Origin of the sequence: Paenarthrobacter sp. OM7 (assembly GCF_029873575.1) — a bacterium.
Taxonomy (GTDB): Bacteria; Actinomycetota; Actinomycetes; order Actinomycetales; family Micrococcaceae; genus Arthrobacter.
Genome location: NZ_CP123579.1, coordinates 1,739,654 through 1,752,645, shown reverse-complemented (window position 1 = coordinate 1,752,645; position 12,992 = coordinate 1,739,654). Strand labels below are relative to the sequence as shown.

Genomic DNA, 12,992 nt, shown 5'->3' with positions numbered 1-12,992 from the left:
ATGACACGCGAAAACAAGACAGCGTTGGTGGTTCGAGGCGGTTGGGACGGCCACCAACCGGTGGAGGCCACCGAACTGTTCATCCCCTTCCTCAAGGACAATGGCTACGACGTCCGGGTGGAAGAATCCCCGAAGATCTATGCCGACTCCGAGTACATGGCGGGCGTGGACCTCATAGTGCAATGCATGACCATGACGACCATCGAGAAGCACGAATTCGAGGGTCTTCGCGCGGCAGTCGAAAACGGCACGGGCCTTGCCGGCTGGCACGGGGGCGTCGCCGATTCCTACCGCAACAACTCGGACTACCTGCACCTGATTGGCGGCCAGTTTGCCTGCCACCCCGGCAAGCACGCGGACCAGCGGATCGGCGAGCAGTCGGATAACTACGTCCCTTACACCGTGAACATGTTGCCCGCTGCGGCCGATCACCCCATCACGCAGGGTATCAGCGACTTCGACCTCGTCACGGAGCAGTACTGGGTCCTGTCCGACGACTACATTGACGTTCTGGCCACCACCACGCAAAAGGTGCGGGAATGGGATCCGTGGAACCGTGAGGTCACCTCGCCTGCCATCTGGACCCGTCAGTGGGGTGAGGGCAGGATCTTCGTCTGCACTCCCGGCCACCGCGTGGAAATCCTCCAGGACAGCAACGTCCGTACCATCATTGAAAGGGGCATGCTGTGGGCGTCCCGGTAGACCTTGCCAAGGAGTTGGGCACCGAAGGTCCGCTCAACGTTGGAGTCATTGGCTGTGGCGCCATCATCGCCCAGTACCTGACCAACTTCCGCCGGCTCGATTCCATCAACCTCGTGGCCGTAGCAGACCTGGACCCGGCCAGGGCGGAGGCCGTCGCCGACTCCTACGAGGGCGTCCGGGCACTGACCGTCGACGGACTCCTCGCCGCCGATGACGTGGATCTGGTCCTGAACCTGACCATCCCTGCGGCCCACGCAGACATCGCACTCAGAGCCATCGCCGCCGGCAAATCCGTTTACGGCGAAAAGCCACTGGCTGCCACCACGGCGGAGGCCCGGGACGTCCTGGCCGCTGCTGCGGCGGCCGGAGTTATTGTGGGCTGCGCCCCTGACACTGTGCTGGGCACGGGGATCCAGACCGCCCGCAAGGCAATCGACGACGGCCTGATCGGAGCGCCCGTTTCCGCCACGGCCACCATGGCTACCCCCGGGCACGAGCGCTGGCATCCCAACCCCGACTTCTATTACCAGCCCGGGGGTGGTCCCCTGCTGGACATGGGACCGTACTACGTCTCGGCCTTGGTCACACTGTTGGGTCCCGTGGTGTCGGTGGTGGGGGCTGCCAGCCATACCCGGAACGAACGCACCATCGGTTCGGGCCCACGGCAGGGTCAGACGGTGCCGGTGGACATTGACTCGCATGTCACCGGCGTCCTGGTCCATGCATCCGGTGCTCTGTCCACCCTGTTCATGAGCTTCGACGCGGTCAAGACCAAGAGCCCCAACATCGAGATCCACGGGGAAAAGGGGTCGCTGATCGTCCCGGACCCCAACCACTTCGACGGCGATGTACAGCTTTTCGCGCTGGGTGCCGAGGACTGGGAAACGCTCCCCGTTTCGGCCGGCTACGTGGACTCGGGCCGTGGCTTCGGAATCGCCGACCTCGCAGCGACCCCTGCGGGCCAGGAACCACGCGCGGGCGGACAACTGGCCTTCCACGCGCTGGAGGTCATGGAATCGGTGCTTGAATCCGCCAAAAACGGGAAGGCGGTATCCATCAAGAGCCAGGCAGCACGGCCCGCCGCTGTTGCACTGACAGCCCTGTCGACGGCGGTACGCGTCTAGCGCACTTACCGCCCGCCGGGACAACAGTTAATGCCCGTGTCGAATGCCGAACGTGGGCATTCGACATGGGCATTAACTGTCATCCCGCGGGGCGCCCGGCCCTGCGGAGTGTCGCTTGGGCATGCTTGAGGATGGGCCCGTCGATCATCTTGCCCTTGAACTGGAACACCCCCGTACCTGCCGCTTCCGCTGCGTCCAGGAGCTCGGTGGCTTCGGCCACCACTTCCGCGGAGGGAGCATAGGCCTCACGCACTACGGCCACCTGGTTGGGGTGGATGCAGGCCTTGGCGCCGAAACCGCTGGCTACGGCGTCGTGGGATTCTGCCAACAACCCTTCAAGATCCGGGATGTTCACGTAAACGGAGTCGATGGCTTCCTTGCCGGCAGCCTTTGCGGCAAGCAGGACCGCGGACCGTGAGTGCAACGCGACAGCCCGGTACCCGCCGTCGTCGTTCCGGCTGGAGAGCCCGCCCAGGGAAGCCAACAGATCCTCAGCACCCCACATCAGTCCCACGGCGTTCGGCTCGGCCGCAATGGAGGAGGCATTGACGATGCCCGCCGCTGTCTCGCAGAGCGCAATGACCTGGTAGCCGGCCAGGGCTTTGAGTTGCCCGGCGCTTTCCGCCTTGGCCAGCATGACCGTCCGGTAGGGCGTCTTCGCCAGGGTCTGGAGATCGAGCTCGAACTCAGGCGTTCCCACAGGGTTAACCCGGACAATAGTGCTGCCCGGATCCAGCTGGCCGTCACCCAACTGCTCAAGAATCGCCTCGCGGGCCCGGGGTTTGTCCGTCGGAGCCACCGCATCTTCGAGGTCCAGGATCACGGCATCGGACCGCTCGGCAGCCTTCCTGAAACGCTCCGGCCGGTCGGCTGGACAGAACAGGAGTGCCGGTCCCATGGTGAACGGCAGAACCGCTGCTGAGGAAGACGGGGAGTCGGGAGAGGGCATGCGGATTCCTAGCTTGTAGTTCTGGCAAGGGACTGGACCGGTTCCAAGGCTGCGCTGTGTTTCAAGATTGCGTTGTGTGCGCTTCCTTCGTCCACATCAGGCATGTCCGGGTGGCCAGCGCCACCACCGCCCCATCCTGGTTACGGCCGGTGTGCTGCATGGTCACCACGCCTTGGCCGGGTCGGGAGGTCGACAACCTTTTTCCCGTGATCACCGTTTCCGTGTACAGGGTATCTCCGTGATACAGCGGGTGCGGAAAAGTGACATCGGTCAGCCCCAGCTGCGCGATGATGGTGCCCTGGGTCAGCTGGGCCACCGACTGCCCCACCATGGTGGATAAGGTGAACATGGAATTCATGAGCCGCTGCCCAAAGGGCTGGGTTGAGCTCCACGCCGCGTCCAGGTGCAGCGCCTGCGTATTCATGGTCATGGTGGTGAACAGGACATTGTCCGCTTCAGTAACGGTCCGCCCTGGCTTATGGGCGTAGACCACGCCCTCTTCGAGTTCGTCGAAGTACAGCCCCCGCTGCTCAACAACCCGGGTCATACGGTGAGCTCCTGGTCTTCCTCGAACAGGTCGGCCCCGGTTGCTGCGAGGACGTCCTCAAGAGTGACATTGGGGGCCAGTTCGCGAAGGACCAATCGCGGGTCCCCTTGGTCCTTGACGACGTCGATGACGGCCAGGTCGGTGATGATCCGGTCTACGCACCCTTTACCCGTCAAGGGCAGCGTGCAGTCCTGAACAATTTTCGGTCGGCCGCTGCGGTCCACGTGCTCCATCATGACGATGACCTTCTTGGCACCGAACACCAGGTCCATGGCGCCACCCATGCCCTTGACCATCTTGCCGGGAACCATCCAGTTGGCGAGGTCCCCGTTGGCAGCCACCTCCATGGCACCCAGCACAGCGACGTCCACGTGCCCGCCGCGGATCATGCCGAAGGACGCCGCCGAATCGAAGAACGCGGCCCCCGCATTCGTGGTGACCGTTTCCTTGCCCGCGTTGATGAGGTCCGGATCAATTTTGTCCTCGGCAGGGTAAGGACCGACGCCCAGGATCCCATTCTCGGAGTGAAGGATGACCTCCACACCATCAGGGATGTAATTGGGGATCAGGGTGGGCATCCCGATTCCCAGGTTCACATATTGGCCGTTGGTGAGCTCCTTGGCTACGCGGGCGGCCAGTTCGTTGCGGCTCCAGCCTTTGGCCTCGTGATGTTCGACGTCGGCGCGACGGTACTCGTGCCGTACGGCTTCCGGACGGGGTGGGATGTCGTGGAACGTGTTGTCGGTCATCGGTCCGTTCCTGTCTGGCTTGCGCCCGCCTGTCCAATGCCCGCCTGTCCAATGCCCGTTTGGTTTGGGCCCGTTTGGTTTGGGCCCGCTCCGGGAGTCAGCGCCACGGTCCGCTTTTCTATCCGCTTCTCGCTGGAGGTCGCCAGCACCACCCGCTGGACGAAGATTCCCGGCGTATGAATATGCTCAGGGTCAAGCTCGCCGGGTTCCACCAGTTCCTCCACTTCGGCAATGGTGGTTTTTGCCGCCATGGCACAGAGCGGGTTGAAATTCATGGCCGTTGCATGGAACACCAGGTTGCCGTGCCGGTCACCCTTCCACGCATGGACCAAGCCGAAATCCGGCGTCAGGGACTCCTCCAGGACGTAGTCGGCGTCATTGAAGGTGCGGACCTCCTTAGGGGACGACGCCAGCGCAACGTTCCCTTCGGCGTCGTACTTTTGCGGAAGCCCACCCTCCGACACCTGGGTTCCCACACCGGCCTTGGTGTAAAAGGCCGGGATGCCGGCGCCACCGGCGCGGAGCTTCTCCGCCAAAGTCCCCTGCGGGGTGAGGACTACTTCCAACTCCCCCGCCAAGTACTGCCGGGCAAATTCCTTGTTCTCCCCCACGTACGAGCTGATGGTGCGGCGGATGCGACCGTCCTTCAGGAGAATGCCCAGGCCCCAGTCGTCCACGCCGCAGTTGTTGCTGACAGTCTCAAGATCAGTGGTGCCTTGGCTGTGCAGGGCCTCGATCAGGGAGACGGGAATACCGCAAAGGCCGAACCCTCCCACAGCCAGGGAGGCCCCGTCCGGGATGTCCTTCACCGCTTCCGCGGCGCTGGCAACAACCTTGTCAATCATCCTTGATCCTTCCCGTACGGTTACAGACCCAGCTCGCGTGCGATCAGCATCAACTGGACCTCGGTGGTGCCTTCGCCGATTTCAAGGATCTTGGAATCGCGGTAATGACGTGCCACCGTGAATTCGTTGATGAAACCATAGCCGCCGAACACCTGGGTGGCGTCCCGCGCGTTGTCCATGGCTGCCTCGCCTGCGACCATCTTAGCGATGGCCGCTTCGGTCTTGAACGGCTTCCCTGCCAGCATCCGGGAGGCGGCATCGTAGTAGGCAAGGCGGGCGGTGTGGGCCCTGGCCTGCATCCGGGCGATCTTGAACTGGATGGCCTGGTACTTGCCGATGTTCTGTCCGAAGGCACTGCGTTCCTTGGCGTACTTCACGGACAGGTCCACACACCCCTGGGCTGCGCCGGTAGCCAGTGCTGCGATGGCGATACGGCCCTCGTCAAGGATGGAAAGGAAGTTGGCATAGCCCCGGCCGCGCTCGCCCAGAAGGTTGGCTTCAGGAACATGAACATTGTCCAGCGTGAGCGGATGCGTATCGGAAGCGTTCCAGCCCACCTTGTTGTAGGGCCTCTCCGCCCTGAACCCGGGAGTGTCCGTTGGCACCAGGATGGTGGAGATCTCCTTCTTGGTGCTGCCATCCGAGTTCTGTTTCTGGCCCGTGACTGCCGTGACCGTCACCAAGGTGGTGATGTCCGTGCCGGAGTTGGTGATGAACTCCTTGTTGCCGTTGATAACCCATTCGCCGCTTTCCAGGTGGGCGTTGGTTTTGGTGCCGCCGGCATCCGACCCTGCTTCGCGCTCGGTCAAGCCGAACCCGGCCAAGGATCGTCCCGACGCCAACTGCGGCAGCCATTCTCCTTTCTGTGCATCCGTACCGAAGCGGTAAACCGGCATCGCACCCAAGGAAACCCCGGCTTCCAGGGTGATGGCTACCGACTGGTCAACGCGGCCCAGCTGTTCCAGTGCCAGTGCCAGGGCGAAGTAGTCGCCGCCCATTCCGCCGAATTCCTCAGGGAAAGGCAGACCGAACAGGCCCATCTCCCCCATCTGCTTTACAACCTCGTAGGGAAAGCTGTGCTCTTCGTCATGCTTGGCGGACACGGGCGCGACAACCTCGTCGGCGAACTCGCGGACGGAGTCGCTGAGGTCCTGGTACTCCTCATTGAGTTCAAAAGTGCTCATGGCTGGATTTCCTTGTCTGTGCTTGTGGTCTCTGCGTCCACGTGAATAGTGGCGAGCACCTGGTCGGCCTTGACCAGGTCGCCGGGTTTGCTGGTGAGGTGGACGGTGCCAGCAACGGACGCCACCAGGTGATGCTCCATCTTCATGGCCTCAACGGCCAGGAGCACCTGGCCCTCTTCCACCGTCTCGCCATCGGCTACTGACACCGACACCACCGTTCCGGGCATCGGCGAGCGCACTTCGGGGTCCGCCGCCCCTTCGTCGCGCTGGATCCCTGCAAGCATCCGCCGCAGGCGCTCGGCACGGTTCAGGACCTCGAGCCTGCAGGACCAGCCATCGTTGCCGAGGTAAATTTCGCGGACACGGCCCAGCCCGCTGACGCTGTCCTGCCCGCGGGGGTCCACGCCAACCGCGTAGGTGACAAGGCCGCCGTCGAACTCCAGAACGATCCCGTCCACGCTGCGGTCCGCTACCCGGACGTTGACCGGCTGCCCGCCGTCGATGCCTGCCGTCACGTTGCCGCCCACTTCGGTGACCGACACCGTGGCAACGCCGCCTCCGGGAATCCCCAACGTAGCGGTCCAGGCACCCCGGGCACCAACACGCCAGGAGTCCGGCGTTGCCCAGGCATCTCCCGCCGGCGTCGATCCCGTGCGCTCCAGCCACAGCGTGAGCGCAGCAGCAATCAGTTCGTCGGAACCGGCGTGCCGGAAGGACATCGACGGAAGTTTGCGCTCGATCAATCCGGTATCCAACTGCCCGGCGCGGACCTCGGAATCGTTGATCAGCAACCGCAGATACTCCACGTTGGTATCCACCCCAAGCAGCGTGTAACGGCCCAGCGCAGCGTCAAGGGTATCCAGCGCCGCCGTCCTGTCCCCACCCCATGCGATGACCTTGGCCAGCATGGGATCGTAGTCCCCCGTGATCTCCAGGTTGTGGCGCATGGCGGAATCAATCCGAACGTTTGCCTGCGCCGTTTGATGGCCCGAAACGGTTGCATCCGAGGGACCGTGCTCTGCGAGCGCCACGATCCGCCCCATCGATGGCATGAAGTTCCGCTCCGGCACCTCGGCGTAAACACGCGCCTCCACGGCGTGGCCTTGAAGAACGACGTCGGACTGCGCCACAGTGAGCACCTCACCGGCGGCGATCCTCACCTGCCATTCCACGAGGTCGATGCCGGTGACCATCTCAGTAACGGGATGCTCCACCTGCAGGCGGGTGTTCATCTCCATGAAAAAGAACTCATCGGGGTGCTCGTCGGACACCAGGAATTCGACAGTACCGGCACCGCTGTAGTTGACCGAACGTGCCGCGTTGCAGGCCGCCTCGCCAATGCGGGCCCGTTGCTCCACACCGTCGGGCAGTGACTCAAAAAGGGCCGACGGCGCTTCTTCGATGACCTTCTGGTGGCGTCGCTGGAGTGAGCACTCGCGCTCGCCGAGGTGGATCACATTTCCGTGGTTGTCTGCCAGCACCTGGACCTCGATGTGGCGGGGCGTGCTGATGAGCCGTTCCAGGAAGAGGGTGTCGTCGCCAAAAGCGGATGCTGCCACACGCCTCGCAGTGACGAGCGTGGATGCCATGTCCTCAGCCCGTTCCACCACATGCATGCCCTTGCCGCCACCACCCGCGGACGGTTTGATCAGCAAGGGGAAACCTACCGCCGCTGCAGCGTCGATCAGTTCCTGGTCGGTAAGACCTGGTTGCGCGATGCCGGGAACGCAGGGGACGCCGTAGGTCATGACGTGGTTCTTGGAACGGATTTTGTCGCCCATGACGTCAATGGCATTGATGCCCGGCCCAATGAACGTGATTCCTGCGGCATCCAGGGCCTTGGCGAACTCTACATTCTCCGACAAGAACCCGTAGCCCGGGTGGACCGCTTCAGCTCCGGTGCGGCGGCACGCGTCGATGATGGCGTCGATCTTCAAGTAGCTTTCGGCTGGTGCCGTGCCACCGATGGCGACGGCGGTATCGGCGAGGGCCACATGCCTGGCATCCTTGTCAGCGTCCGAGTACACAGCGACGGAGCGGATGCCCATCTCCCTCAGTGTCTGGATGACGCGGCAGGCGATCTCTCCGCGGTTGGCAACGAGGACGGCGCTGAAGGTTCGGGCAGCGACGGCCGGGGCGGGTGGGGCTGTGGTTGTTGTGGGCAGGGTCATGGTCACATCCTGAAGAGACCGAAGGAGGTTTCGGGCAGTTGTTGGCGGGAGACAACGTCCAGGGCCATCCCCAGGACGCGCCGAGTGTCAGCGGGGTCGATGATGCCGTCGTCCCACAGCCTTGCGGTGGAGTAATAGGGGCTTCCTTGTTCTTCGTATTGCTGCTTGATAGGGGCTTTGAAGGCTTCCTCATCCTCAGCAGACCATTCCTGGCCGGAGGCCTCGTACTGATCCCTTTTGACCGTTGCCAGCACGCTCGATGCTTGATTACCGCCCATCACGGAGATCCTCGCGGCCGGCCACATCCAAAGGAACCGCGGCGAATACGCGCGGCCGCACATGGAATAGTTGCCCGCGCCGAAGGAACCACCGATGACCACCGTCAGCTTGGGTACCCGGGCTGTAGCCACTGCGGTGACCATTTTGGCGCCGTTCTTGGCGATGCCACCTTGCTCGTAGTCCTTGCCCACCATGAAGCCGGAGAGGTTCTGCAGGAAGATCAGCGGGATGCCGCGCTGATCGCAGAGCTCGATGAAGTGGGCGCCTTTGAGCGAGGATTCGCTGAAGAGGACGCCGTTGTTGGCCACGATGCCGACGGGATGCCCGTGGAGGTGCGCAAATCCGGTCACCAGGGTGGTGCCGTAGTTCTTTTTGAACTCGTGGAATTCGGAAGCGTCCACGAGCCTCGCGATGACTTCGCGGACGTCGTACTGGGCGTTGACGTCCGTGGGAACCACACCGTATATCCCGGAAGGATCGACGACGGGCGGCAGGACGACGTCGGACATGTCCCATGCCGGCTGTGCCGGCTTCGGTAACGTGGCCACGATGTCCCGAACAATCTCCAGAGCGTGCTGGTCGTTCTCGGCCAGGTGGTCGGTGACCCCGGAAATCCTTGAATGGACGTCGCCGCCGCCTAGTTCCTCGGCCGTGACGATCTCGCCAATCGCTGCCTTCACCAGGGGCGGACCACCCAGGAAGATGGTGCCCTGGTTCCGGACAATAACGGTCTCATCGCTCATGGCGGGTACATAGGCGCCGCCGGCCGTGCAGGACCCCATGACCGATGCAATCTGCGGGATCTTGGCCGCGGACATCTTGGCCTGGTTATAGAAGATCCGGCCGAAGTGCTCCTTGTCGGGGAAGACCTCGTCCTGCTTGGGCAGGAAGGCTCCGCCGGAATCCACGAGGTAGATGCACGGGAGCTTGTTCTCCAACGCGATTTCCTGGGCACGCAGGTGCTTTTTCACCGTCATGGGATAGTAGGTGCCGCCCTTGACTGTGGCGTCGTTGGAGATCACCAGGACATGGCGTCCATGGACCAGTCCGATGCCGGCAATGACCCCGGCGCCCGGGGAATCGTCGTTGTACATGCCATTGGCAGCCAAGGGTGCAATCTCAAGGAACGGGCTGCCGTCATCCAGCAAGTAGTCGATGCGTTCGCGCGGGAGAAGTTTTCCCCGGGCGATGTGCCGCTCACGCGACGTGGCCGGACCGCCGAGGGCCGCCGTCGCCAAGCGGTCCTTCAGTTCTGCCACCAAGGCCAGTTGCGCCTCCTGGTTGGCTTCAAAGGTACCGCCGGCGGTTCCCATCAGGCTGGCAATTGTCTCCATTGACCCCTGTTCCATTCCCGGCCGCAGGCCATTTCGGTTAGTGCCGCGTAACTGAAATTTAGGTTAGTCTTTATTAACTGTGATGTCCAGCACAGCCGATCCCACGAGTATCGGGTCCGCTCTGGCGCCAAGGAGGAAAAGTGACCGGAGGTCCGGAAGCAAGCAACAACGGCACCCGTGCCGCCGCCACGCAACGTGGGCAGGCCAAGGAAGTCCGACGATTGGCGTTGTTGTCCGCTGCCGCGGGACTTTTTGCGGAGAACGGATTTACCCGCGTATCGCTTGAAGATCTCGGCGCCGCAGCGGGCGTCAGTGGACCCGCCGTCTACCGGCACTTTCCCGGCAAACAAGCGGTCCTCGGTGAACTTCTCCTCAGCGTCAGCCGGGACTTGCTGGATGGTGGAACACGGGTGGTGTCAGAGTCGGACGATCCCCTGACCGCCCTGAACGGCCTGATCCAGTTCCAGGTTGATTTCGCACTCAGCAATCCCGACGTTATCCGCGTCCAGGACCGCGACTTTGGAAGTCTCAGCGACGCCGACCAGGCGGAAGTCAGGTCCCTCCAGCGGAGTTACGTTGAAACGTGGGTGGACGTCCTTGCCCGCATCCATACCGACGCCGATATCCCCGGCCTCCGCGTCCGGGCGCACGCAGCCTTTGGCTTGATCAACTCCACACCCCACTCGGTGCGCCACCACGGCAGGAAAATTGCCGCCAAGTCAGCCAGGCCCATCCTGGAACAGATGGCGTTGGCTGCTCTCACCTCGGCATAACTGTCTTGTTTTCTTGGGCGGCTCGGACCGTCCCCCATTGCTGGCTAATAATGTCGGACCCCCCTGACATGCTTGATTCATGGGAGCAATCGGGCAGGTATTGGCAAGGCGGGCAGGCTCGCCCCGCGGCCATGCGCTGCTTCGTCAAAGAGCCCTCACATCTCTTAACGGGCCTGCCCGGGTCCCGGCATTCAAGCTCACGACGGCGGTAGGCCAGGATGCGGATACGTCCAGCGGCACTGGGCTGCTTCTCGGTCTGAGTCCGATGGCGCGGTCCTCGGAGTCGGGCTGCGCTGGCGGCCTGAGCTCCGCGAACGTTGCTCCGGGCTTGCGTGTAGTTCCGGTTGCGGACATTAAGCGCGCGGCTGGCTTTGTCGATGCGGGCCAACCCTCTCCCGACGTCGTAGACGTACCACTTGCGCAGGCCGGTGCAATCCTGACATCCCTTCGCCAATCCGTCCTTCCTAAAACCCGGTTGTTTGGGTTCGAGGAGGCGGCGGATTTTGCCGGCAAGGTCGAGGAGATCGCCCGGTCGGTGGAGTACTTGCAGGTGGTCGCGGCGCAGGCTGTGGAACGGACCCGGACCGAAGCCCAGCAAACCAAGCCCGGACCCTCGGCGGCAGCACCGCAATGGCGGACCGGCTGGACCGAACCGGCGACGGGCGAAACGGCTCCGGGCGCAACGGTTCCAGAGGCGACTGTTCCGGGCGTAACGGTTCCGGGAGCGGCCAGTGTTCTGGATGACGGGTACCGGAACGCGGCCCAGTTCCTGCGCGCACGGTTGCGGATCAGCATCGCAGAAGCCAAGCGCAGGCTCGCCCTCGCACCCGACGTCCTCCCCCAAACCGGGATGACCGGGCAGAACATCCCGGCCCGCCACGAAATCCTCTCCCAAGCGGTTGGTTCCGCACTGGTGCCTTCCCGTTCGGCCTCGATCATCAGCACCGCCCTGGACAAAGTCCGGAACCTCACCGACGAGGACACCCTCACCCGGATGGAACACGCCCTCACCACCACCGCGGTCGAGACCGACCCGGACTTCGTCACCACAATGGCCAAACGCTGGATCGACGCCATCGACCACGACGGCCCCGAACCCACCGAAGAAATCCTCCGTCAACTCCAAGGCGTGTTCCTCCGCCGCCGACGCCGCCACGGCCTCCACCACCTCGAAATCTTCGCCACCGACGAACAATACGAAATCCTCACCACCGCCATGAACGTCGCCACCAACCCCCGCCTCACCACCCCCGGCACAGGCACCACGGAGAACACCGAAACCGGGGACACCCCACACAACAACCCACACAACAACCCAGACAACGGCCCAGGCACAGGCACAGGTACCGGCCCGGACCTGGACCGGCGCAGCCGCCCACAGAAACTCCTCAACGGCCTCACCAGCGCCTGCAGCCTCGCCATGCGCACCGAAAAACTACCCGCCAACGGCGGCCTCCCACCCCAACTCACCGTCACCATCGGATACCAAGAACTCCTCGAACAAGTCCACAACCACCACCACAACCCCGGCACCGGCACCGCCCCGAACCAGCACGGCACCCGAACAGGGACTCGGATAGGGACTGGGGCTGGGGCTGGGATAGGGACCGGAGCCGGGACAGCACCAGTAACTGGGATAGGGGCCGGGGTAGGGACCGGCGCCGCGACCTTCACCGGCCCGATGCACCCGAACACCATCCGCAAAATCGCCTGCGACGCCGACATCCTCCCCGTCCTGCTCGGCAGCGACTCCCGCATCCTGGACATCGGCCGCACCACCCGGATCTTCCCACCCCACATCCGCAAAGCCATCACCGCCCGCGACCAAGGATGCGCCTTCCCCGACTGCACCATGCCCGCACCCTGGTGCGAAGCCCACCACACCACCTACTGGTCCAACGGCGGCACCACCTCAACAGACAACGGCACCCTGCTCTGCAGCCACCACCACCACCTCATCCACAAAGAACAATGGCGCATCGACATCAAAACCGGCATCCCCTGGTTCATCCCCCCACCCCACATCGACCCACACCAAACACCCCGACGCAACCACCACCACACACCCCACAGAACATAGGAAAGCGTCCGCAGAACAACAACACGCCCAACCGGTGAAGCCGGGTCACGCCCAGCACCGTCCGAATAACAGGGCGACAGTCCGATAAAACGGTGCGCGGTCGGGGCGGGCCTGATGCTGTACGGCGCCTGATGCTGGGCGCGTCCGGCTCCGGCTGCGAAGCTCAGAGGAATCCCAGGGCAAAAGAAGCTGCCCGGCAAAGCTCCCGAGCGAGCGGCAACCTGAGCGAGCGGCAACCCGTTTCGTTGTACTCGT

At 63.4% G+C, this 12,992-nt stretch carries 11 protein-coding genes; 4 read left to right on the top strand and 7 right to left on the bottom strand.

Translation table 11 applies throughout. The features are described from left to right. Together QEH68_RS08060 and QEH68_RS08055 are read left to right on the top strand one after the other, a co-directional pair. A complete protein-coding gene (locus QEH68_RS08060; protein WP_280627631.1) occupies positions 1-702 on the top strand; it encodes a ThuA domain-containing protein in 702 nt (233 codons plus the stop codon). Continuing rightward, the gene (locus tag QEH68_RS08055; RefSeq protein ID WP_207596985.1) at positions 687-1,826 is read left to right on the top strand and encodes a Gfo/Idh/MocA family oxidoreductase; all 1,140 of its coding nucleotides are present in this window, start codon (positions 687-689) and stop codon (positions 1,824-1,826) included. Before QEH68_RS08060 ends, QEH68_RS08055 begins: the two co-directional genes overlap by 16 nt. A gap of 79 nt (positions 1,827-1,905) precedes the next feature. On the opposite strand, the gene QEH68_RS08050 is transcribed toward QEH68_RS08055, so the two are convergent. From QEH68_RS08050 to QEH68_RS08020, 7 genes are all read right to left on the bottom strand, one after another. Next, positions 1,906-2,775 carry a CoA ester lyase gene (locus QEH68_RS08050; RefSeq protein ID WP_280627630.1) on the bottom strand — a complete coding sequence of 290 codons (870 nt, stop codon included), beginning with the start codon at positions 2,773-2,775 and terminating at the stop codon, positions 1,906-1,908. A gap of 61 nt (positions 2,776-2,836) precedes the next feature. Beyond that, positions 2,837-3,322: a MaoC family dehydratase gene (locus QEH68_RS08045; RefSeq protein ID WP_207596983.1), complete on the bottom strand. Its 486-nt coding sequence runs from the start codon at positions 3,320-3,322 to the stop codon at positions 2,837-2,839. After that, positions 3,319-4,071 (bottom strand): CoA transferase subunit B, encoded by a 753-nt coding sequence (locus QEH68_RS08040; protein WP_280627629.1) that lies wholly within the window; start codon positions 4,069-4,071, stop codon positions 3,319-3,321. Before QEH68_RS08040 ends, QEH68_RS08045 begins: the two co-directional genes overlap by 4 nt. Next, positions 4,068-4,916 carry a CoA transferase subunit A gene (locus QEH68_RS08035; RefSeq protein ID WP_280627628.1) on the bottom strand — a complete coding sequence of 283 codons (849 nt, stop codon included), beginning with the start codon at positions 4,914-4,916 and terminating at the stop codon, positions 4,068-4,070. The genes QEH68_RS08040 and QEH68_RS08035 overlap by 4 nt, the downstream gene beginning before the upstream one ends. 20 nt (positions 4,917-4,936) lie before the next feature. After that, positions 4,937-6,100, bottom strand: a complete 1,164-nt coding sequence (locus QEH68_RS08030; RefSeq protein ID WP_280627627.1) for an acyl-CoA dehydrogenase family protein — start codon at positions 6,098-6,100, stop codon at positions 4,937-4,939. Further along, positions 6,097-8,271, bottom strand: coding sequence for a biotin carboxylase N-terminal domain-containing protein (locus QEH68_RS08025; RefSeq protein ID WP_280627626.1), 2,175 nt, complete (start codon positions 8,269-8,271; stop codon positions 6,097-6,099). Before QEH68_RS08025 ends, QEH68_RS08030 begins: the two co-directional genes overlap by 4 nt. A gap of 2 nt (positions 8,272-8,273) precedes the next feature. Beyond that, complete coding sequence (locus QEH68_RS08020) at positions 8,274-9,884, bottom strand: carboxyl transferase domain-containing protein (RefSeq protein WP_207596979.1); 1,611 nt, start codon at positions 9,882-9,884, stop codon at positions 8,274-8,276. Between the two features lie 140 nt (positions 9,885-10,024). Between QEH68_RS08020 and QEH68_RS08015 the strand changes: the two genes are divergently transcribed. Next, complete coding sequence (locus QEH68_RS08015; RefSeq protein WP_207596978.1) at positions 10,025-10,657, top strand: TetR/AcrR family transcriptional regulator; 633 nt, start codon at positions 10,025-10,027, stop codon at positions 10,655-10,657. A gap of 79 nt (positions 10,658-10,736) precedes the next feature. Beyond that, positions 10,737-12,737 carry an HNH endonuclease signature motif containing protein gene (locus QEH68_RS08010; protein ID WP_280627625.1) on the top strand — a complete coding sequence of 667 codons (2,001 nt, stop codon included), beginning with the start codon at positions 10,737-10,739 and terminating at the stop codon, positions 12,735-12,737. The last annotated feature ends 255 nt before the right edge of the window (positions 12,738-12,992 follow it).

What these genes read in the sequence shown, in the direction of transcription:
- QEH68_RS08060 (WP_280627631.1), top strand. Translation starts at nt 1, where the DNA reads ATGACACGCGAAAACAAGACAGCGTTGGTGGTTCGAGGCGGTTGGGAC.
- QEH68_RS08045 (WP_207596983.1), bottom strand. Translation starts at nt 3,322, where the DNA reads ATGACCCGGGTTGTTGAGCAGCGGGGGCTGTACTTCGACGAACTCGAA.
- QEH68_RS08025 (WP_280627626.1), bottom strand. Translation starts at nt 8,271, where the DNA reads ATGACCCTGCCCACAACAACCACAGCCCCACCCGCCCCGGCCGTCGCT.
- QEH68_RS08035 (WP_280627628.1), bottom strand. Translation starts at nt 4,916, where the DNA reads ATGATTGACAAGGTTGTTGCCAGCGCCGCGGAAGCGGTGAAGGACATC.
- QEH68_RS08020 (WP_207596979.1), bottom strand. Translation starts at nt 9,884, where the DNA reads ATGGAGACAATTGCCAGCCTGATGGGAACCGCCGGCGGTACCTTTGAA.
- QEH68_RS08010 (WP_280627625.1), top strand. Translation starts at nt 10,737, where the DNA reads ATGGGAGCAATCGGGCAGGTATTGGCAAGGCGGGCAGGCTCGCCCCGC.
- QEH68_RS08040 (WP_280627629.1), bottom strand. Translation starts at nt 4,071, where the DNA reads ATGACCGACAACACGTTCCACGACATCCCACCCCGTCCGGAAGCCGTA.
- QEH68_RS08050 (WP_280627630.1), bottom strand. Translation starts at nt 2,775, where the DNA reads ATGCCCTCTCCCGACTCCCCGTCTTCCTCAGCAGCGGTTCTGCCGTTC.
- QEH68_RS08030 (WP_280627627.1), bottom strand. Translation starts at nt 6,100, where the DNA reads ATGAGCACTTTTGAACTCAATGAGGAGTACCAGGACCTCAGCGACTCC.